The 20110-nt window shown below is 73.1% G+C and carries 21 protein-coding genes; 15 read left to right on the top strand and 6 right to left on the bottom strand.

Annotated elements, in window-relative coordinates:
- The first annotated feature begins 290 nt into the window (after nucleotides 1–290).
- Entirely contained in the window at nucleotides 291–461 is a 171-nt protein-coding gene (locus tag ACZ6B8_RS11635; protein ID WP_471607094.1) for a hypothetical protein, read from the top strand.
- 26 nt (nucleotides 462–487) lie between these two features.
- Here the strand turns inward: ACZ6B8_RS11635 and ligD are convergent, their stop codons facing one another.
- Nucleotides 488–1519, bottom strand: coding sequence for a non-homologous end-joining DNA ligase (gene ligD, locus ACZ6B8_RS11630; protein ID WP_471607093.1), 1032 nt, complete (start codon nucleotides 1517–1519; stop codon nucleotides 488–490).
- A 133-nt stretch (nucleotides 1520–1652) separates the two neighbouring features.
- Here ligD and ACZ6B8_RS11625 point away from each other — a divergent pair, with 133 nt between their 5' ends.
- Nucleotides 1653–2360 (top strand): Clp protease N-terminal domain-containing protein, encoded by a 708-nt coding sequence (locus ACZ6B8_RS11625; protein ID WP_471607092.1) that lies wholly within the window; start codon nucleotides 1653–1655, stop codon nucleotides 2358–2360.
- Between the two features lie 146 nt (nucleotides 2361–2506).
- On the opposite strand, the gene ACZ6B8_RS11620 is transcribed toward ACZ6B8_RS11625, so the two are convergent.
- Nucleotides 2507–3238, bottom strand: a complete 732-nt coding sequence (locus ACZ6B8_RS11620) for a dienelactone hydrolase family protein (protein ID WP_471607091.1) — start codon at nucleotides 3236–3238, stop codon at nucleotides 2507–2509.
- 304 nt (nucleotides 3239–3542) lie between these two features.
- Here ACZ6B8_RS11620 and ACZ6B8_RS11615 point away from each other — a divergent pair, with 304 nt between their 5' ends.
- From ACZ6B8_RS11615 to ACZ6B8_RS11600, 4 genes are all read left to right on the top strand, one after another.
- Nucleotides 3543–4613 (top strand): ATP-dependent DNA ligase, encoded by a 1071-nt coding sequence (locus tag ACZ6B8_RS11615; RefSeq protein ID WP_471607090.1) that lies wholly within the window; start codon nucleotides 3543–3545, stop codon nucleotides 4611–4613.
- Nucleotides 4614–4758: 145 nt separating this feature from the next.
- On the top strand, nucleotides 4759–6600 hold the full coding sequence (locus ACZ6B8_RS11610) for a hydroxysqualene dehydroxylase (RefSeq protein WP_471607089.1): 1842 nt from the start codon (nucleotides 4759–4761) through the stop codon (nucleotides 6598–6600).
- A 43-nt stretch (nucleotides 6601–6643) separates the two neighbouring features.
- Nucleotides 6644–7627, top strand: coding sequence for a DUF3048 domain-containing protein (locus ACZ6B8_RS11605; RefSeq protein ID WP_471607088.1), 984 nt, complete (start codon nucleotides 6644–6646; stop codon nucleotides 7625–7627).
- A gap of 131 nt (nucleotides 7628–7758) precedes the next feature.
- Nucleotides 7759–8820, top strand: coding sequence for a hypothetical protein (locus ACZ6B8_RS11600; protein WP_471607087.1), 1062 nt, complete (start codon nucleotides 7759–7761; stop codon nucleotides 8818–8820).
- A gap of 28 nt (nucleotides 8821–8848) precedes the next feature.
- Here ACZ6B8_RS11600 and ACZ6B8_RS11595 read toward each other — a convergent pair whose 3' ends face one another.
- Complete coding sequence (locus ACZ6B8_RS11595; protein ID WP_471072642.1) at nucleotides 8849–9316, bottom strand: MarR family winged helix-turn-helix transcriptional regulator; 468 nt, start codon at nucleotides 9314–9316, stop codon at nucleotides 8849–8851.
- A 178-nt stretch (nucleotides 9317–9494) separates the two neighbouring features.
- Between ACZ6B8_RS11595 and ACZ6B8_RS11590 the strand changes: the two genes are divergently transcribed.
- From ACZ6B8_RS11590 to pcaDC, 6 genes are read left to right on the top strand one after another with little or no spacing between them, the layout of a single operon-like run.
- Nucleotides 9495–10310, top strand: coding sequence for a CoA transferase subunit A (locus ACZ6B8_RS11590; protein WP_471607086.1), 816 nt, complete (start codon nucleotides 9495–9497; stop codon nucleotides 10308–10310).
- A complete protein-coding gene (locus ACZ6B8_RS11585) occupies nucleotides 10310–11002 on the top strand; it encodes a CoA transferase subunit B (RefSeq protein WP_471607085.1) in 693 nt (230 codons plus the stop codon). The genes ACZ6B8_RS11590 and ACZ6B8_RS11585 overlap by 1 nt, the downstream gene beginning before the upstream one ends.
- A gap of 49 nt (nucleotides 11003–11051) precedes the next feature.
- Nucleotides 11052–11840 carry a protocatechuate 3,4-dioxygenase subunit beta gene (gene pcaH / locus ACZ6B8_RS11580; RefSeq protein ID WP_471607084.1) on the top strand — a complete coding sequence of 263 codons (789 nt, stop codon included), beginning with the start codon at nucleotides 11052–11054 and terminating at the stop codon, nucleotides 11838–11840.
- Nucleotides 11840–12478, top strand: coding sequence for a protocatechuate 3,4-dioxygenase subunit alpha (gene pcaG / locus ACZ6B8_RS11575; RefSeq protein ID WP_471607083.1), 639 nt, complete (start codon nucleotides 11840–11842; stop codon nucleotides 12476–12478). Before pcaH ends, pcaG begins: the two co-directional genes overlap by 1 nt.
- A complete protein-coding gene (pcaB, locus tag ACZ6B8_RS11570; RefSeq protein ID WP_471607082.1) occupies nucleotides 12475–13875 on the top strand; it encodes a 3-carboxy-cis,cis-muconate cycloisomerase in 1401 nt (466 codons plus the stop codon). The genes pcaG and pcaB overlap by 4 nt, the downstream gene beginning before the upstream one ends.
- Before the next feature lie 20 nt (nucleotides 13876–13895).
- Entirely contained in the window at nucleotides 13896–15026 is a 1131-nt protein-coding gene (pcaDC, locus tag ACZ6B8_RS11565) for a bifunctional 3-oxoadipate enol-lactonase/4-carboxymuconolactone decarboxylase PcaDC (RefSeq protein ID WP_471607196.1), read from the top strand.
- On the opposite strand, the gene ACZ6B8_RS11560 is transcribed toward pcaDC, so the two are convergent.
- From ACZ6B8_RS11560 to ACZ6B8_RS11550, 3 genes are all read right to left on the bottom strand, one after another.
- On the bottom strand, nucleotides 15023–15778 hold the full coding sequence (locus tag ACZ6B8_RS11560; RefSeq protein ID WP_471072659.1) for a type 1 glutamine amidotransferase: 756 nt from the start codon (nucleotides 15776–15778) through the stop codon (nucleotides 15023–15025). The two genes, pcaDC and ACZ6B8_RS11560, sit on opposite strands and share 4 nt — an antisense overlap.
- Nucleotides 15779–15896: 118 nt before the next feature.
- Nucleotides 15897–16826 (bottom strand): SDR family oxidoreductase, encoded by a 930-nt coding sequence (locus ACZ6B8_RS11555; protein ID WP_471607081.1) that lies wholly within the window; start codon nucleotides 16824–16826, stop codon nucleotides 15897–15899.
- Between the two features lie 10 nt (nucleotides 16827–16836).
- Nucleotides 16837–17610 (bottom strand): SDR family oxidoreductase, encoded by a 774-nt coding sequence (locus ACZ6B8_RS11550; protein WP_471607080.1) that lies wholly within the window; start codon nucleotides 17608–17610, stop codon nucleotides 16837–16839.
- A gap of 90 nt (nucleotides 17611–17700) precedes the next feature.
- Between ACZ6B8_RS11550 and ACZ6B8_RS11545 the strand changes: the two genes are divergently transcribed.
- From ACZ6B8_RS11545 to ACZ6B8_RS11535, 3 genes are read left to right on the top strand one after another with little or no spacing between them, the layout of a single operon-like run.
- Nucleotides 17701–18474: an enoyl-CoA hydratase family protein gene (locus ACZ6B8_RS11545; RefSeq protein WP_471072668.1), complete on the top strand. Its 774-nt coding sequence runs from the start codon at nucleotides 17701–17703 to the stop codon at nucleotides 18472–18474.
- Nucleotides 18471–19343: a CoA transferase subunit A gene (locus tag ACZ6B8_RS11540; protein ID WP_471607079.1), complete on the top strand. Its 873-nt coding sequence runs from the start codon at nucleotides 18471–18473 to the stop codon at nucleotides 19341–19343. Before ACZ6B8_RS11545 ends, ACZ6B8_RS11540 begins: the two co-directional genes overlap by 4 nt.
- On the top strand, nucleotides 19340–20110 hold the full coding sequence (locus ACZ6B8_RS11535) for a CoA-transferase subunit beta (protein WP_471607078.1): 771 nt from the start codon (nucleotides 19340–19342) through the stop codon (nucleotides 20108–20110). Before ACZ6B8_RS11540 ends, ACZ6B8_RS11535 begins: the two co-directional genes overlap by 4 nt.

Below are 20110 nucleotides of genomic sequence, written 5' to 3'. Positions count from 1 at the left end.
CGTACTGGCCTGAGCTGGAGCGCGCGCAGTCCCTCGCGGACAAGGCACTGGCCCGGGGCCGTGAGGCGCAGGCGGATCTGTCGTCCGCCGCCAAGTCCCGTCCGTCGTCGGCTGAGCGCAGACCCCCTCGGCCTCGCCCCGGCCCCCAATCACCACGCATACGTCCTCGACCCGCTGCGCTGGACCGACTCGTGGGGCATGGTGCCCAGTCGCGACGGTAACCACGGGATCACCGAAGATCGTGAGAACCACATCGAGGGTCAGCGCGGGCCGGGAGCTCGGGACCGGGCATGCCGGGCACCCCAGCTCTGCCCAATCCCCGCGCCACCATGGGCCAGGACTCACACATCCACCGCTTCGATTACGGCAGCCCGGTCGGAGTCAACGGCAGCGGCCGGACGACGAGCGAAGTGGAGGTAGTCATTCGCGACGGCAACATCCACACGGCCTATCCGATCTGACGCTTAGGTGGGTGGAATCGAGACCGCTACTCCTCGTGCCTCGCCCGGCTGGGCTGCACCCGTTTCGGCTCGCCCGGCATCTTCGGGTACTCCGGCGGGTACGGCAGGTCGCCCAGGCCGTGGTCGCGTTCGTCCTGGTTGGCGAGGTCGAGCAGTGCCTCCAGGGAGTGCGCCCGGTCGTCCATGCCGGCGTGCACGTCGCCGACCTCCGCGAAGCGGACCGGCATCGTCGCGAGGTCGAAGTCCTCGGGGACGGCGTCGTCGACCTCGTCCCAGCGCAGCGGCGCCGAGACGGGGGCGTGCGGGCGGGCGCGTACGGAGTACGCGGAGGCGATCGTGCGGTCTCTCGCGGTCTGGTTGTAGTCCACGAAGATCTTGGAACCGCGCTCCTCCTTCCACCACGCCGTGGTCACCGCGTCCGGCATCCGCCGTTCCAGCTCCCGGCCGCAGGCGATGGCGGCCCGGCGCACCTGGGTGAAGGTCCAGCGCGGCTCGATGGGCACGAAGACGTGCATGCCGCGGCCGCCCGACGTCTTGGGCCAGCCCACGAGGCCGCCGAACTCGTCGAGAACGGCACGGAGTTCGTGCGCGGCCCGCACCGCGTCGGCGTAGTCCGTGCCGGGTTGCGGGTCGAGGTCGATGCGGAGCTCGTCGGGGTGGTCGATGTCGTCGCGCCGCACGGGCCAGGGGTGGAAGGTCAGGGTGTTGTACTGCGCGGCCCAGATGACCGCGGCCACCTCGGTGGGGCACATCTCGTCGGCGGTGCGGCCACTGGGGAAGGTGATGGTGGCGGTGGGGATCCAGTCGGGGTGGTTCTTCGGGGCGCGCTTCTGGTAGAAGAACTCGCCGGCCGCCCCGCCCGGGTAACGCTGCAGCGTGGTGGGGCGGTTCCGGAGCGCCCGCAGGATGCCGGGGCCGACGGCCACGAAGTACTCGGCGATGTCCCGCTTGGTGAATCCGCGCTCGGGAAAGACGACCCGGTCGGGACTGGAGAGGCGCACCTCCCGCTCCCCCGTGTCGATCTGTACGGCTGCGCTCTTGCCGTTGGCTGCACCCATGCGAGCCACGCTAAGCGGGTTGCGCATGTGTCGCATACCGGGCAAGGGGCGACCCTGCTTCGCCCAGTGACCGCTGAGCGCCGATCGTCAATTAGAGGTTGACGATCCTCCACCGTCAACTTAACCTTGACGCATGAGTCCACTCGACATCAGCCTCTCGGACCTGATCTCCCGCCTCGACGAAGACCTCCCCCAGGCGAACGAACTGGCTCGCATCAGTGAGGCGAGGTTGCGCGCCCAGACCCTCTCCGACCTCGGTGACCAGCTCATCGACCACTACGTCAGCAAGGCCAAGCAGACCGGCGCCTCCTGGACCGAGATCGGCGACGCCATCGGGGTCTCCAAGCAGGCCGCCCAGCAGCGCCACGCGCCCGGCCCCTTCGAGCGGTACACCGATTTGAACCGGCACTGCATCGTGCTGGCACAGGAAGCCGCCCGGACGCACAAGCACGACTTCATCGGCACCGAACACCTGCTGCTCGGCCTGCTCGGCGAGCCGCGGGGCCTGGCCCACGAGGTGCTGGTCGCGCGGGCGGGCACGGAGGAGCGCGTACGTGACGCGATCCGGGAAGCCATGCCGCCGGCCGGCGAGAAGGCACCCCGGGGCCACATCGCGTTCCGGCCCGAGAGCAAGGAGGCCATCGAGCAGGCGCGCCGCGCGTCGGCCGACCTCGGCCACGACTGGGTCGGCACGGAGCACGCGCTGCTCGGCCTGCTCCGCGTCGAGGGCAGCCCGGCCGCACGCATCCTGCGCGGCCTCGGCTGCACGCGGGACGAGCTGCGCGAGACCATCAAAGCCGCGGTCGACCGTCGGACCGGCGCGCCCGAGGCGCAGGACTGACGACCACCGCACCCCGCGACTTCGACCACGTACCCCGGCACGGGCGGCGCTCCCGGCCGGGGCCGGGCCAGCACCCGGGGCCGCCCGGGGCCGCCCGGGCGGAGCTGAACCCGGGCCCCCTCCGCCGCGCTCGTGGCGACCGGCCGCTACGCGGGCAGCGCCCGGTCCAGGAGCGGAAGCAGCCGCGCCCAGTGGCGCCGCAGCCCCTCGGGGTCGAACGCGTCCGTGTCGGCCATGGTGAAACCGTGGACGGTGCCGGGGTAGATCTCGGAGGTCCAGTCGGCCTTCGCGGCGTCCAGGGAGCCGTTCAGCTCGGCCAGCGCCTCGGGGGTCAGATCGCTCTCGGCGTGGCCGAAATGGATCTGCGCGGTGATCCGGGCGAGGCTGTCGGGCCCGTCCGCGCCCACCGGGGCGTGGAACGCGGCGAGGGCGGCGACCCGGTCGGGGTGGGCCGCGGCGGTGCGCGTCGCCAGCAGGCCGCCTATGCAGTAGCCGGTCACCCCGACCGGCCCCTCGGCGACCTCGGGCCGGCCGGCGAGGAACTCCAGGAAGGCCTCGGCGTCCCGGCGGACCCGGTCGGCGGTGTGCTCCTCGATCAGCGGCATCACCCGGGCCAGGAGCGCGGTCCGCGCCTCCTCGCCGATGTGCTCGGGCAGGTCGAGCAGCGGGACCGGGCCGTTCCGGTAGAAGATGTGCGGGACGAGCACGTAGTACCCGTGCCCGGCCAGCTCCTCGGCCATCTCCCGCAGGACGGGCCGGATGCCGAAGGCGTCGGGGTACATCAGCACCGCGGGGTACCGGCCGCCCTCGTCGGGGAAGGCGGCCAGAGCCTCGGCGCGGCCGTCGGGGGCGGGAATCTGCAGCATGGTGGTGGGCATGAACTCTCCGTCGTGGTTGAGGTGTTGAGCCTGTGATCAACGACGACGGAGGCGGCGGAGCCCGCGCCCGGGCACACGACGCCCTTCCCGATGACAGGACCACGCCTGCCCGTACGGCACTCAGCGGAGCGCCGGGGAGCCGTTCCGTGTGTGGCGTGACGCCGTCCCGGTCTTCATGGCCGCACAGCCTAACCGACCTGTCCTCGCGGACTGCCGCCGGTGGTCGTCGCCCTACGAGCGCACGAGGTCGCCGCGCACCGGTGGCGAACAGGCGGAACGTACGGACTCCTCCTAGATTTGGACCATGGATCTGCCGGTCATGCCGCCCGTGAAGCCCATGCTCGCCAAGCCCATGGCGAAGATCCCGCCGGGCATGCAGTACGAGGCCAAGTGGGACGGGTTCCGCGCGATCGTCTTCCGCGACGGCGACGAGATCGAGATCGGCAGCCGGACCGGGAAGCCGCTGACCCGGTACTTCCCCGAACTGGTGACGGCCCTGCGCGAGCGCCTGCCGGAGCGCGGTGTGGTGGACGGCGAGATCGTGATCGTCCGGGACGGCCACCTCGACTTCGACGCGCTCACCGAGCGCATCCATCCCGCTGCCTCCCGCGTGAACCTCCTGGCCGAGCGCACCCCCGCCTCCTTCGTGGCGTTCGACCTGCTCGCCCTCGGCGACCAGGAGCTCCTCACCACCGCGCTGGCCGAGCGGCGCGCCCTCCTGGTGAAGGCGCTGTCCGGAGTCACGCCACCCGTCCACCTGGCGCCCGCGACCACGGACCCGGAGACGGCACAGGTCTGGTTCGAGCAGTTCGAGGGGGCGGGCCTGGACGGCGTCATCGCCAAGCCGCTCGACCTGGCGTACCGGCAGAACGAGCGCCTGATGTACAAGATCAAGCACGAGCGGACGGCGGACTGCGTGGTCGCGGGTTACCGGTTCCACAAGAGCGGCCCCGTCGTCGGCTCGCTGCTGCTCGGGCTGTACGACGACGAGGGCGCCCTGCAGCACGTCGGCGTCTGCGCGGCGTTCTCGATGAAGCGCCGCGCCGAACTCGTCGAGGAGCTCGAACCGCTGCGGATGGAGTCGGCAGCCGGGCACCCGTGGGCGGCCTGGACCGACGAGAGCGCCCACGAGACGTCCCGGATGCCCGGCGCCCCCAGCCGCTGGTCGGGCAAGAAGGACCTCTCCTGGATGCCGCTGCGTCCGGAGCGGGTCTGCGAGGTGGCGTACGACCACATGGAGGGCGGACGGCGGTTCCGCCACACGGCCGCGTTCCGCCGGTGGCGCGCCGACCGGAGCCCGGAGAGCTGCACGTACCCCCAGCTGGAACAGCCGGTGCGGCACGCCCTCGACGACGTCTTCGGCACCCCCGGCTGACCGGCCGCGTCCGTCCCCGCGCACCCGCGACCACCGCAATCACGCCAATGTGCGATCGGGTCCCCCCGTACCTTCCACCCCATCCGCCGCGACCGTAGGCTCCTGCGCCTGACACGTCAGTTACCGACGGTAATGGGGGCAGGGCATGGGGCGGGACTTGGGGTGGGACGAGGATCCCGGCAGGGATCCGGGCGCGAGACGCGAGGGCGCCGCGGGCAGCACACGACGGGGATTCGTCGCGGGGGCCGCCGCCGTGGGCGGGGCCGCCGCGCTCGGCGTGGGCGTGGGGGCACTGCCGGCCGCGGCGGCCGTCCCGACGGCGCCGCGGGCCGAACCGTCCGTGGCCGTGCTCGGCGGCGGCGTCGCGGGACTGACCGCCGCCCACGAGCTGGCCGAGCGCGGATTCGCGGTCACGGTCTTCGAGCGCCGGGCGCTCGGCGGCAAGGCCCGCAGCATGGACGTGCCGGACAGTGCGAAGGGCAACCGCAAACCGCTCCCCGGTGAGCACGGTTTCCGCTTCATCCCCGGCATCTACCACAACCTCCCGGACACGATGCGCCGCATCCCCTTCCCCGGGAACGCGCACGGCGTGTGGGACAACCTGGTCGCGCCCCGCGAGATGTCCTTCGCGCGCACCGGCCGCGAGGACCTCCGGATGCCGATCCCCTGGCCCGGCAGCGACCCGGAGAGACTCACCCTCGACGACATCCGGCGGGCGCTCGGCGCCCTTCTCGACACCGCGTTCAACCTGCCGGCCCATGAGGCCGCGTACTTCGTGAACCGCGCGCTGGTCTTCCTGACCAGTTGCGACGAACGCCGCGAGGACGACTGGGAGTCGACGCCCTGGTGGGAGTTCACGCGCGCCGAGCGGATGTCCAAGGACTACCAGCGCATCCTCGTCATCGGGGTCACCCGCAACATCGTGGCGACCAAGGCCGAACAGGCCAGCACCCGCACCGTCGGCACGCTCGGCGAGGCCTTCGTCCTCAACGCGCTCGGCCAGGGGGCGGACGGCCCGCCCGACCGGATCCTCAACGCGCCGACCAACGAGGCGTGGATCGACCCGTGGGTCACCCATCTCACCTCCCTGGGCGTGCAGTTCCGCATCGGCTGGACCGTCCGCGAGCTGGGGTTCGACGGCGGCCGCGTCACCAAGACCGTGGTGGAGGACCCGGACGGCGTACGGCGCGACATCACCGCCGACCACTATGTGCAGGCCATGCCGGTGGAGCACGCGCGCCGCACCTGGAGCGCCGCGATGAAGGCGGCCGACCCGCAACTGGCACGCTGCGACGCGCTGCAGACGGACTGGATGACGGGCATCCAGTTCTATCTGACGGAGCGTCCGCCCGTGGTGCGGGGTCACTTCAACCTCATCGACTCGCCCTGGTCGCTGACCGGCATCGCGCAGGCGGCGCACTGGCCGGACCGCGACTTCCCGGCGGACTACGGCGACGGCGTCGCGGTCGACTGCCTCTCGGTGGACATCTCCGAGTGGGACAAACCGGGGATCCTGTACGGCAGGACGGCCAAGCAGTGCACCCGCGAGGAGGTCGCCAAGGAGGTGTGGGCGCAGCTCAAGGCCGCCCTCAACGACACCGGCAGGACCGTCCTGAGCGACGGCAAGCTGCACTCGTGGTTCCTCGACCCCGGCGTGTCCGGCCTCGGCACGCCGAACCCGACCAACGAGGACCAGCTCCTCATCCACCCGGTGGGCACGTTCCACAACCGCCCGACGGCCGCCACGAAGATCCCCAACCTCTTCCTCGCCGGCGACTACGTCTCCGTGGACATCGACCTGGCGACGATGGAGGGCGCCAACGCCGCGGCCCGCCAGGCGGTCAACGCCCTGCTGAAGCAGGCGGGTTCGGACCAGAAGCCGTGCACGGTGACGCCGCTGCACCGGGTCCCGGAGATCGAGGCCCTCAAGCGCCACGACCGCGTCCGCTACCGGCTCGGCCTGCCGAACGCCCTCGATCTGGGCTGACGGAACCGGCTGCGACCGTGCGCGATCGGGGTAGGACTCCCGCATGAAACGGCGAGCGGGAACGCGGACACCGGCGCACACCGGAACACCCACGGCAACGGCGCTGCGCGCCCGGACCGGGGCGGCGGTGGCGATCGCGTTCGCCGCCCTGGCGTCCGGCTGCACGGTCGAACCCTCCGGGGCGGACGGCAACCCGCCGGCGGGCTCGGGCCGGGGCGGCGTACTCGCCGTCAAGATCGACAACGTCGGCCCCGCCCGCCCGCAGACCGGCCTGGACGCCGCGGACATCGTCTACGCCGAGCAGGTGGAGGCGGGACTCAGCCGTCTCATGGCGGTCTACGCGTCCCGGCTGCCGTCCGCCGTGGGCCCGGTGCGCAGCGCGCGCGAGACCGACCTCGAACTGCTGCGCCAGTTCGACCGGCCCGCCCTCGCGTTCTCCGGTGCGCAGTCCAAGCTGCTCCCCCTCGTCGCGGCCGCTCCCCTGCGGGCGCTGCCGCCCGGCAAGGCGCCCGGCGACGCCTACTACCGGGGCGCCGGCCGTCCCGCGCCACACAACCTCTTCCTCCGGCCGAGCGCCCTCAAGGCCGATCCGGAGCCGGGCGCCCTGGCCGCCACCGGCTTCCGGTTCGGGCCGCGCCCGCGGGGCGGCACTCCGCAGGCCCACCGCACGGTCCGCTTCCCGGCCGCGTCCTTCACCTTCGACTGGGTGGAGTACGAGGGGCGTTGGCGCGTCACGATGGACGGGCGGCGGGCCCGCACCTCCGACGGCAAGGAGCTGGCCCCGTCGACGGTCGTCGTGCAGTACGTGAAGGTGCGGCCGTCACGCTTCCACGACCGGGCGGGCAGCGTCTCTCCGTTCACCGAGACCGTCGGGCAGGGCTCAGCGAGCGTACTCCGGGACGGCCGCGCCTACCGGGCGCGCTGGAGCCGCCCCGCGGCACGGTCGGGCACCACCTTCACGACCCCCGACGGCAAGCCGCTCCCCTTCGCCAAGGGGCAGGTGTGGGTGGTGTTCGCGAAGGCCTGAGGTTGCTGAGGTGTGGGGCCGGGACGCTGATACTGTCGCCCACGCCATCGACAGGAGCCAACCAGGGGGAATGGGTGCCGAGTTGGAGGCGTGTGTCACTACGCAGGGGCGTTCGGTATGGTGCCGCCACGTTGGCGCTCTTCGTGGTGGCGGGGGTGGGCTGGTTCTTCATCGGGGACGGCTTCGCGAAGTGGCGCGACGGGCCGTCGTTGGCCGATGCGTGTGACGGTACGGTGGCCGTCGATCAGGTGCGCCCGCTGCTGCGAACCGATGACGTCACCGGCAAGACGAAGCACAACATCCGAAGAAGAGCCTCCACGGACGAGTCCGGCCCGCCCGTCATGTGCTGGTTGGATGGCCCGGGCGGGTACGAGCAGCGGGCGGTCGTCGAGATGGAATGGCGTTCCGAGGCGTGGAGTCCGCAGCACTCCTCAGGCCGGTCTGGCAGCTCTTACGCCGGTCGGTTCTCGGCGCCGATCACCAGCGGCTGGTCGGGCATGGTGACCCGCGCGGGCGATCAAGCCACGGCCACTGTCCTCCTCAGGTGCCGCAACACGACAGGGCCTCGTGTCGGGGACAGTTTGTCGCTGTACGCGACGAGCTGGGGAGGGCGTTCCTTCAAGGAGGCTGCGCAACGTGTGCGGTTGGCCCGGTTCGCGACGCAGACCGCGCGGGCGGCCGCGCGCGAGTACGGCTGCGATGCCCGCTTCGGCCGTCGTGTGGAGCGTGTCGATCCGCTCGAGTACAGCCAGGAGAGGTTCCCGGATGCGCCGGCTCTGGCTCGGGCGGACGGCACGTGCGCGGGTGTCAGAACGGGCTGGTTGATCACACGGGCCCACGGGACCGCCGTATCCGAGGCGCCCGTCGAAGATTGCCTGCTGCTCGACGATCACGGTTGGGTCCGGCTCCGCCTGTCCGCCTACTACGGAACCTTCGCCGACGATCAGCGGCTGAAGACACGCGCCTCCAAAGATCTCAGGGAGTCCGGCCACACCACGCCGCTCCTGACTGACTTCGCCCACCGCGCGGAGGCAACCTGTCCCGGCTCACCGCGGCAGGCGGTCTTCATCATCGACTACCTGGGATCCCAATTCCACGAAAAGCCGCAACGTCGGTATGCGCGAGCTGCGTTGGAGGACTTCGCCAAGCAGTCCGCGGCTCGTCACGGGTGCACCGACACGAGACTGCTGTAGCGAGTCGGCCAAGAGGAACCTGAGCGCATCAGTCCCCCACGGCGACCGCCGGAGCCGTCGGGTTGCGCAGGTCCTCCGCCGCGTCCGCGACCCGTTGGATCAGGTCGAGGAAGACGGACTGCTCCGCCGCGGAGAGCGGCGCGAGGAGGACCTGGTTCATCCGGGCGGTGCGCACGGTCAGCCGGCGGTGCGTGCGCAGCCCCTCGTCCGTGAGACGCAGCAGGAAGCGGCGGCCGTCCCGCGCGTCGCGCACCTTGTCGAGCAGAGCGCGCCGGATCAGCCGCGCGACGACCTCGGCGATCGTGGACCGGTCCAGGCCCACCCGCTCGCCCACGGTGCGCTGGTCGAGGCCGGGTTCGGCGACGAGGGCGTTGAGGACGGCGTACTGCGGCGAGGTGATCTCCTCGGACACCATCGCGTTCCACAGCAGGTGGTGCGCCTGCTGCAGCCGCCGGGCCAGGTGCCCGGGGTGGGTGGCTAGGTCCACCGCGGCCATGGGGCCTCCACTCCTCGATGCGTCGTACCGTATTTCTGTGGGTGCACTGAACAATACCCCGGAGCGCACGACCAACAGGGCTGGTCTTGTCAGGCAGTTGGCGGCCTCCTATCCTCGGTCGCAATAGTCAGTGCCCTGAGTATCTGGCGGGGGCGACAGGACAAGAGGGGGCGCACGGATGGACAAGGTGGTGGCCACGGCCGCCGAGGCGGTGGCCGACGTCCGGGACGGGGCGTCGGTGGCCGTCGGCGGCTTCGGTCTGAGCGGCGTGCCGAACGAGCTGATACACGCGCTGCACCGGGCCGGGGTGACGGGCCTGGAGATCGTGTCCAACAACTGCGGCGCGCTGGACTCGGGCCTCGCCGTGCTCCTCGCGGCCGGCCGCATCGCGCGGGTGACCGGGTCCTACATCGGGGCCAACAAGGAGTTCGCCCGGCAGTACCTGGGCGGGGAGCTGGAGGTCGAGATGATCCCGCAGGGCACGCTCGCCGAGCGGCTGCGGGCCGGCGGCGCGGGCATCCCCGCCTTCTACACCCCGGCCGGGGTGGGCACCCAGGTCGCCGACGGCGGACTGCCCTGGCGTTACGACGGCGGGGGCGGGGTCGCCCTGGCCTCGCCGGCCAAGGAGGTACGGGAGTTCGACGGCACCTCTTACGTCCTGGAGCACGGCATCCGCACCGACTACGCGCTGGTGCGCGCCGCCCGGGGCGACCGGCACGGCAACCTCGTCTTCGCCCGGTCCGCCCGCAACTTCAACCCGCTCGCGGCGATGGCCGGGCGGGTGACCGTGGCGGAGGTGGAGGAGTTGGTGGAGCCGGGGGCCATCGACCCGGACGCGGTGCATCTGCCGGGCGTCTTCGTGCAGCGGGTGGTGGCCCTCACCGCGGAGCAGGCCGCCGACAAGGGCATCGAACGGCGCACGGTCACCGCGACCGCGCCACCCGGGACCTTCGGGACGGGCCCGGCCGCGAAGTCGGGGACGGTGAGCCGCTGATGGCCTGGACCCGGGACGAGATGGCCGCCCGCGCCGCGCGGGAACTCCGCGACGGCCAGTACGTGAACCTGGGCATCGGTCTGCCCACGCTGATCCCCAGCCACCTGCCGCCGGACGTGGAGGTCGTCCTGGAGTCGGAGAACGGCATCCTCGGCGTGGGCCCCTACCCCACGGAGGCGGAGGTCGACCCCAACCTGATCAACGCGGGCAAGGAGACCGTGACCGTGCTGCCCGGTGCCTCCTTCTTCGACTCGGCGCTCTCCTTCGGAATGATCCGCGGCGGCCACATCGACGTCGCCGTCCTGGGCGCGATGCAGGTCTCCGCGCGCGGGGACCTCGCCAACTGGACCGTTCCCGGCAAGATGATCACCGGGATCGGCGGCGCGATGGACCTGGTGCACGGAGCGCGGACGGTCATCGCCGTCATGACGCACACCGCGAAGGACGGCTCGCCGAAGATCGTGAAGGAGTGCTCGCTGCCGCTGACCGGCAGGGGCTGCGTCGACCGCGTCATCACCGACCTCGGCGTCCTGGCGGTGACCGGCCACGGCCTGGAGCTGGTCGAGACGGCGCCGGGCGTCACCGCCGCCGAGATCACCGCCAGGACGGCCGCGAAGGTGCACGTACCGGCTGGGTTCTCGCCGGGACACGCGGCCGGGACACGCGAAGGAAACGCGCCGGGAGACGCGTAGGAAGACCGCCCTGACCGACTCCTCCGAGGTTCGAACGGAGCCCGCAGACATGCCCCTCAGCACCGAACCCCCCGCCACCGGCCCGCTGCCCGACGGCCTCACCCAGGACGCGATCGACGCCGAGATCGCGAAGGCGCACACCGCGGCGGCCGGCGGACACCATCCGCCGCGCGACTACCCGCCGTACCGCAGCAGCCGGCTGCGCCATCCGAAGCGGCCGCTCGTGCCGGTGCGCGATCCGGAGGCGGTGGAGCTGACCGGGCCCGCCTTCGGTGCCACCGACGTCACCGCGCTGGACAGCGACCTGACCTGCCGGCATCCGGGCGAGCCGCTCGGCGAGCGCATCACGGTGACCGGCCGGGTCCTGGATCGCCGGGGCCGGCCCGTGCGAGGCCAGTTGATGGAGCTGTGGCAGGCCAACGCCTCGGGCCGGTACGCCCACCAGGTGGACCGGCACCCGGCGCCCCTCGACCCCAACTTCACCGGCTTCGGGCGCTGCCTGACCGACGACGACGGCGCGTACCGCTTCACCACCATCAAGCCGGGCGCCTACCCCTGGCGCAACCACGTCAACGCCTGGCGCCCGGCGCACCTGCACTTCTCGCTCTTCGGAACGGCGTTCACCCAGCGCCTGGTGACGCAGATGTACTTCCCCGGCGACCCGCTCTTCCCGTACGACCCGGTGCTGCGCTCGGTGACCGACGAGGCGGCGCGGCAGCGGCTCGTCTGCGCCTACGACCACACCCTGTCCGTTCCGGAGTGGTCGCTGGGCCACCGCTGGGACATCGTCCTGGACGGCCCGTCCGCGACGCTCTTCGAGGAGGACGAGCACCACTGATGCCTGCCACTCCGACGCCCCCGCGCCCGAGGCCCGCTCCGCCCGGTGCCACGGATTCCCCCACGTCCCCGCCCGGTCGGGCCCCCACGCCCTCCCAGACCGTCGGCCCCTTCTACGGGTACGCGCTGCCCTTCCCGCGCGGCGGCGAGGTGGCCCCGGCCGGACACCCTGAGACGATCACCCTGCACGGGTACGTGTTCGACGGCGCCGGGCAGCCCGTTCCGGACGCCCTGATAGAAACCTGGCAGCCCGCGCCCGACGGTTCGCGCGCGGGTGTGCCGGGGTCGCTGCGGCAGGATCCCGTGACGGGGCGGGTGGTGGGGCGCGACGGCGTCGCGTTCACCGGGTTCGGCCGGGTCCCGACCGACGCGGACGGCCACTGGGCCGTGCGGACGCTGCCGCCCGGCGGCGTCTCGTACCTCTCGATCGCGGTCTTCGCGCGCGGCCTGCTCCACCACCTGTACACCCGCGCGTACTTGGTGGACGAGCCCGGCGACGCGCTGCTCGGCTCCCTCGACCCGGAGCGGCGCGCCACGCTGCTCGCCCGGGGCGAGTCCTCGCACACCTACCGGTTCGACATCCGTCTGCAGGGCGCGGACGAGACGGTCTTCCTGGAATTCCCCGCGGAGCGCTCGTGAGCGGCCTGTTCTCGCCGGGGTCGGCCGGGTCCCCGGCCGAAGAGGCCACCTCCGACGAGGCCTTCCTCGCGGCGATGCTTCGGGCGGAGGCCGCGCTGACCCGCGCGCAGGCCGCGGTGGGCATGAGCCCGCGGGAGGCGGCGACGGCGGTGACGGCGGCGGCCGCGGACCCCGGCAGGTTCGACGCCCGGGAGATCGCACTGTGCGCACGGGACGGCGGGAATCCGGTGATCCCACTGGTGGCGCGGTTGACGGCGGCCGTGCCGGACGAGGCGGCGCCGTACGTCCACCGGGGTGCGACGAGCCAGGACATCCTGGACACGGCCCTGATGCTGCTCGCCGCCCGGACGTGCGACCTGATCCTGGACGAACTGGCGCGCACGGAGCGGGCGTTGGCCCGGCTCGCCGCCACACACCGGGACACCGCGATGCCGGGCCGCACGCTCACCCAGCACGCGGTGCCGACGACGTTCGGCCTGAAGGCGGCGGGCTGGCGGTCCCTGGTCCTCGACGCACGGGACCGGGTGGCGAGTGCCCGGGCCCAACTTCCGGTGCAACTGGGCGGCGCGGCAGGGACATTGGCCGCCTTCGAGGCGTACGGGGCCGATGAGGGAGCCTCCCGTGCCGAGGGCGGGCACGGGCTACCGGAAGCGGGACGGGAACCACCCGGCCAGTCCCTGGTCGCAGCGTTCGCCCACCAACTCGACTTGCTCGCACCCGTGTTGCCCTGGCACACCCTGCGCACCCCGGTCGCCGATCTCGCCTCCGCCCTCGCCTTCACCGCCGGAGCGCTCGGCAAGGCGGCGGCCGACGTGCTCACGCTGTCCCGTACCGAGATCGCCGAGGTCTCCGAGGGTGCGGGCGGCGGGTCGTCCGCGATGCCGCACAAGGCCAATCCCGTCCGCGCCACCCTGATAGCGGCGGCCGCCCGGCGTGCGCCGGCCCTCGCGGCGACCCTCTACGGTTCGCTGGCCGCCGAGGACGAGCGGCCCGCGGGCGCCTGGCACGCCGAGTGGGAGCCGCTGCGCGACCTGCTGCGGCTGACCGGCGGGGCCGCGCGGGACGCGGCGGAGCTCGCCGAGAGCTTGCGCGTACACCCGGAGGCGATGCGTGAACACCTGACCCTCACCGGCGGGTTGATCGTCTCCGAACGGCTGGTGGCCGCGCTCGCTCCGCTGCTCGGGCGGGCCCGCGCGAAGGAGGCGCTGACCTCGGCGGCCCGGCGCACCCGGGAGGAGGCGGGGCGGACGCTCGCGACGGTGCTCGGGGAGATCCTCACGGAGCTCGGCGTCGACGAACCCGCCCTGAAGGCCATCGACCTCACCGAACTCACCGATCCCGCCCGCTACACCGGCGCCGCCGCCGCACTCACCGACCGCGCCTTGGAGCGACGTTGACCACCGCACCGAGCGGCAGGATGCCGCACCACACCGACGAGGGCGCCACCACCGCTCCCCCACTCCTCCTCGGCCCCTCGCTCGGCACCTCCACCGCCCTGTGGGACGCCGTCGCGCCCGAACTCGCCACCACCCACCGCGTCGTGCGCTGGGACCTTCCCGGCCACGGCCGCTCCCCCGCCGACCTGATCGGCCCCGGCGCCACGGTCGACGACCTCGGTGCGCTCGTCCTCACCCTCGCCGACGCCCTCGGCATCGACCGCTTCGCGCACGCGGGGGTGTCGCTCGGCGGCGCCGTCGGGCTGTGGCTCGCGGCCCGGCACCCCGACCGGGTGACGTCCCTCGGCGTGGTCTGCTCCTCGGCCCACTTCGGTGGCGCCGAGCCGTGGCGGGAGCGGGCCGCGCTGGTGCGGCGCGAAGGACTCGCCGGGCTCGTGGAGTCGGCGCCGGGCCGGTGGTTCACGCCCGGCTTCACCGTGCCCGGCCTGGTCGCGGACCTCCGGGCCGCCGATCCAGGGGCGTACGCCGCGTGCTGCGACGCGCTGGCCGCGTACGACCTGCGGGAGGCGCTGGCGTCGATCGTGGCACCCACGCTGGTCGTCGCCGGGCGCGAGGACCCGGCGACACCGCCCGCCCACGCGCGGGAGATCGCCGACGCCGTGCCGGGCGCCTCGCTCCTGGAGCTGGCCGGCGCCTCGCATCTGGCGCCCGCCGAACGCCCCGAGGCGGTCGCGACGGCGCTGCGGGGCCACTTCGCCGGCACCGCCCCGGCGAGCGGCACGGCCGTACGGCGGGCCGTGCTCGGGGACGCGCACGTGGACCGCGCGCAGGCGAAGACGACGCCCTTCACCGCGCGCTTCCAGGACTTCATCTCCCGCTACGCGTGGGGCGAGATCTGGACCGACCCGACGCTGGCGCACCGAGAGCGCAGCATGATCACGCTGACCGCGCTGGTCGCCCACGGCCACCTCGACGAGCTGGCCCTGCACGTCCGCGCAGCGCGCCGCAACGGACTCACTCCGCAGGAGATCGGCGCGGTCCTGTTGCAGACGGCGGTCTACTGCGGGGTCCCCGCGGCCAACGCGGCGTTCGCGGTCGCGCAGCGTGTACTCGCCGAGGAGGACGCCGCCGCGGGGCCCGCGAGGTCCTAGAGCCCCGCGCGCGCCCTGAAGAGGGACCGCAGGTGGGCCAGGCCGCGCTCGGCCAGCGGTCGCAGGGCCGGGGCGACGGCGCGGGCGTCGGCCGCCAGCCGGTCCGTGGCGCCGGGGCCGAGCGCCTCGGCCGCCTCCGTGGCGAAGGACGGCTCGGCGAGCCAGTCGTCCAGCAGGCCGGGGGTGACCTCCAGGTGGAACTGCAGCCCCCAGGCCGCCGGCCCGGCCCGGAACGCCTGGCACTCGGTCGTGTCGGTGCGGGCGAGCACCTGGACACCGGCGGCGGGCGCGATGCGGTCGCCGTGCCAGTGGAGGACCGCGGGGGCGTCGGCCAGTGGACCGACGACGGGGTCGTCCCGGTCCACGTCGCGCAGCGGGGCCCAGCCGATCTCCTCGGCCTGCCCGAGCTCGGCGCCGGTCCGGACGGCCAGGCCCTGGGCGCGGGCCAGCAGTTGGGCGCCGAGGCACACGCCCAGGGTCGGGACGCCGGCCCGCAGCGCGTCGGCGAGCAGGTCGCGCTCCAGCTTCAGCGCCGGGTGGCCGGTGAGGTCGTCGGCGTTCATGGGGCCGCCCATCACGACGAGTCCCGCCAGGTCGGCCACGGGCGGCAGGTCGCGCGGCGATGCGCTCGGGGCGTCGAGCAGGTTCCGGATGTCGACGTCGAGCCCGCTGCCCTCCAGCGCCTCCAGGATCAGGCCGGGCTTCTCGACCTCGACGTGCTGGAGGATCAGGACGGTACGCGGCGCGGGCATGGCGGGGACTCCTCGGCGGGACGGATGCGGCCCTCCACACTAACCGCAGGTCACAGCGGCTCCGGAGCTCCCTGGCGAAGTCACCGGTGGACGGCACCGCGACCGCAGCGCCGGGCCGTCAGCGCGCCCCGTACACCGGCCGCGGCGGCTCCGCGTCGGCGAGCAGTTTCAGCGCGGCCTCCCCGGCCTCCGCAGGCGACCAACGGGCCCCCTTGTCCGCCGTCGGGCCCGCCCGCCAGCCCTCCATGACGGTGATCCGGCCCGCCTCCGCCTCGAAGACGCGGCCCGTGACCCCGGCGGATGCGGTGGAGCCGAGCCAGACCACGAGCGGTGACACGTTCTCCGGAGCCATCGCGTCGAAGCCGCCGCCCTCGGGTGCGGCCATGGTGTCGGCGAAGGTCTGTTCGGTCATGCGCGTGCGGGCGGCGGGGGCGATGGCGTTGACCCGCACTCCGTAGGAGCCGAGTTCGGCGGCCGCCACGAAGGTGAGGCCGAGGATTCCGGCCTTGGCGGCGCTGTAGTTGCCCTGCCCGACGCTGCCGAGGAGTCCCGCTCCCGAGCTGGTGTTGACCACGCACGCGTGCGGGGCGCGGCCGGCCTTCGCCTCGGCGCGCCAGTGCGCGCCCGCGTGCTTGAGGGGGAGGAAGTGCCCCTTGAGGTGCACGCGCATCACGGCGTCCCAGTCGTCCTCCCCCAGGTTGACGAGCATGCGGTCCCGCAGGAAGCCCGCGTTGTTGACGAGGGTGTCGAGGCGTCCGTACGCGTCGAGGGCGGTCCGCACCAGCGAGGCGGCGCCCTCGGACGTGGCGATGTCGCCGCCGTGCGCGACGGCTCGCCCACCCGCCGCGCGGATCTCCTCGACCACGTCGTGCGCGGGTCCGCCGGACTCCCCCGCTCCGTCGGGGCCCACGCCGAGGTCGTTGACGACGACCCGGGCGCCTTCGGCCGCGTACGCGCGCGCGTGCGCCCGGCCGAGGCCGCGTCCCGCGCCGGTGACGATCACGACCCGGCCCTCGCAGAGCCCGGACCCGGCAGCAGCTGACGTCATGACAGAGCTCCTAAGTGTGTGCGTGGTTGACGGGTGCCGCGGCCAGGAACGCGGGGCGTTCACCGCCGCCGTGCAGGCGGAGCGCGGCACCACTGATGTACCGCGCGCGGTCGGACGCGAGGAACACGCAGGCGTCGCCGACGTCGGCGGGCTCGGCGAGGCGACCGAGCGGGACGGTGCGGGCGACCTGTGCGACGCCGTCCTCGTCGCCGTAGTGCAGGTGGGCGCTCTCGGTGCGGGCAAGGCCGAGGACGACCGTGTTGACGCGGATGGCCGGGGCCCACTCGACCGCCATGGTGCCGGCGAGGTTCTCCAGGCCGGCCTTAGCCGCTCCGTACGCGCCGCTGCCGGGCGAGGGACGGGTACCGCTGACGCTGCCGATCATCGTGATGCTGCCGCCGCTCTCCTGACGGCACATCACCTCGTAGGCGGCGAGTGAGGCGTACAGCGGCGCGAGCAGGTTCAGCTCGACGATCTTGGCCTGGCGGGCCGGGGCGGTGTCGGCGAGCAGCCCGAAGGGGGTGCCGCCCGCGTTGTTCACGAGGGCGTCCACCGTGCCGTGGTCCGCGGCCACTTCGGCGAAGAAGGCACGGGTCGCCTCCGCGTCGCGCAGGTCGAGGGGCCTGAACTCGGCGGTGGCGCCCGCCGCTTCGACGGGTTCGGCCGGTGGCCTGCGGGCGCAGACGACGACACGGGCCCCGGCCGCGAGGAAGCTCCGGGCGATTCCGGCACCGACGCCACGGGTGCCGCCGGTCACCACGACCACCTGCCGACCGTCAGTCATCGCTCTGTCGTGTGTCAGTCATCGCTGCTACCTTTCCAACTAACAAATGTTTGGTTGAAGGCGTGTGGTCGAAAGGTAGCGGATCCTCTGATGTCTGTCTCCACCTCCGCCCCGGACAAGGGCGTCGCCGTCGTCACCGTCGACCACCCGCCGGTCAACGCCCTGCCCGTTCAGGGGTGGTTCGACCTGGCGGACGCGGTGCGCGCGGCCGGGCGCGACCCCGCGATCCGCTGTGTCGTGCTGGCCGCCGAGGGCCGCGGGTTCAACGCGGGCGTGGACATCAAGGAAATGCAGCGCGACACCGGCCACACCGCGCTGATCGGCGCCAACCGCGGGTGTTACGCGGCGTTCTCGGCGGTGTACGAGTGCGAGGTCCCCGTCGTCGCGGCGGTGCACGGCTTCTGTCTGGGCGGCGGCATCGGCCTGGTGGGCAACGCGGACGCGATCGTGGCGAGCGAGGACGCCACCTTCGGCCTGCCCGAGCTGGACCGCGGCGCGCTCGGCGCGGCCACCCATCTGGCGCGGCTCGTGCCGCAGCATCTGATGCGCGCCCTCTACTACACCTCGCGCACGGCGACCGCCGCCGAGCTGCACGCGCACGGCTCGGTGTGGCGGGTCGTCCCGCGCGAGGAACTGCGCGGGGCGGCAATGGAGTTGGCACGGGAGATCGCCCGCAAGGACGGCACGCTGCTGCGCTTCGCCAAGGCCGCGATCAACGGCATCGACCCCGTCGACGTGCACCGCAGCTACCGCTTCGAGCAGGGCTTCACCTTCGAGGCGAACCTCAGCGGCCTGGCCGACCGCATCCGCGAGGACTTCGGAACGCGAGAGGCGTCCGCGACGCACAGGGAGGGCGGGGCATGAGCGGCAGGACCGACAAGAGGATGACGCCGGACGAGATCGTGGGGCGCCTGGCGAGCGGCATGACGCTCGGCATCGGCGGCTGGGGATCGCGCCGCAAGCCGATGGCGCTGGTGCGCGCGCTGCTGCGGTCCGATGTCACGGACCTGACCGTCGTCTCGTACGGCGGCCCCGACATCGGCCTGCTCGCCGCGGCCGGCCGGATCCGCAAACTGGTCACCGCCTTCGTCACCCTCGACTCGATCCCCCTGGAGCCGCACTTCCGGGCGGCACGCGAGCGCGGCGCCTTCGAACTCGTCGAACTGGACGAGGCGATGTTCATGCAGGGGCTCACCGCGGGCGCCCAGCGGCTGCCGTTCCTGCCGATCCGCGCGGGCCTCGGCTCGGACGTCCTGCGGGTCAACCCCCGGCTGCGGACAGTCACTTCGCCGTACGAGGACGGGGAGGAGCTCGTCGCCGTGCCCGCCCTGCGGATGGACGCGGCGCTGGTCCACATGAACCGCGCCGACCCCGCGGGCAACGGACAGTACCTGGGCCCCGACCCGTACTTCGACGACCTGTTCTGCGAGGCCGCCGACACCGCGTACGTCTCGTGCGAGCGCGTCGTCGGTCCCGAGGAGCTCACCGCGCATGCCGCGCCGCAGACGATGCTGGTCTCCCGGCACGCCGTGACGGGGGTGGCCGAGACGCCCGGCGGGGCGCACTTCACCTCCTGCGTGCCCGACTACGGCCGCGACGAGCCCTTCCAGAAGGAGTACGCCACCGCGGCGGCGGACCCGGCGGCCTGGGACGCCTTCCGGGCCCGCTTCCTCTCCGGCGACGAGCGCGACTACCACCTGGCCGTCCGGACCTGGCACAAGGAGCAGCGATGACGTCCACCACCGCGCGGGCCGTCACCCGCGCCGAGTACTGCGTGATCGCCTGCGCGGAGGCCTGGCGCGGCGACGGCGAGATCCTCGCCTCCCCGATGGGCACGGTCCCGTCGGTCGCGGCCCGCCTCGCCAAACTCACCTTCTCCCCCGACCTGTTGCTCACGGACGGCGAGGCGCTGCTCATCGGCGACGTCCCGGCCGTCGGAGCCGCCTCGTCGGTGACCGAGGGCTGGCTGCCGTACCGCAGGCATCTGACGATGGTCATGGGCGGCCGGCGGCACGTGATGATGGGCGCGAGCCAGATCGACCGCCACGGCAACCAGAACATCTCGTGCATCGGCGACTGGGAGCGCCCCAGGCGCCAGCTGCTGGGGGTGCGCGGCGCCCCGGTCAACACGCTCAACAATCCGGTGAGTTACTGGGTGCCGAGGCACTCGACCCGGGTCTTCGTCGAGAAGGTCGACATGATCAGCGGGGTCGGGTACGACAGCGCGGCGGCGGCCGGGCCCTCCGCGACCCGCTTCCACGACCTGCGCCGGGTCGTCTCCGATCTGGGCGTCTTCGACTTCGGGACGCCCGACCGCTCCTTGCGCGTCGCCTCGCTGCACCCGGGCGTCACCCTCGACCAGGTACGCGAGGCCACCGGGTTCGCCCTGGCCGTGCCGGACGACGTGCCGTACACCCGTGAGCCGACGGCCGAGGAGCTGCGGCTGATCCGCGAGGTGGTGGACCCGCGCGGCCTGCGCGAGAGCGAGGTGCGCGCGTGA

The organism is Streptomyces sp. NPDC041122 (genome assembly GCF_055592445.1).
The sequence above is the reverse complement of the archived record's forward strand: the minus strand, read 5'-3'. Positions and strand labels throughout refer to the sequence as shown.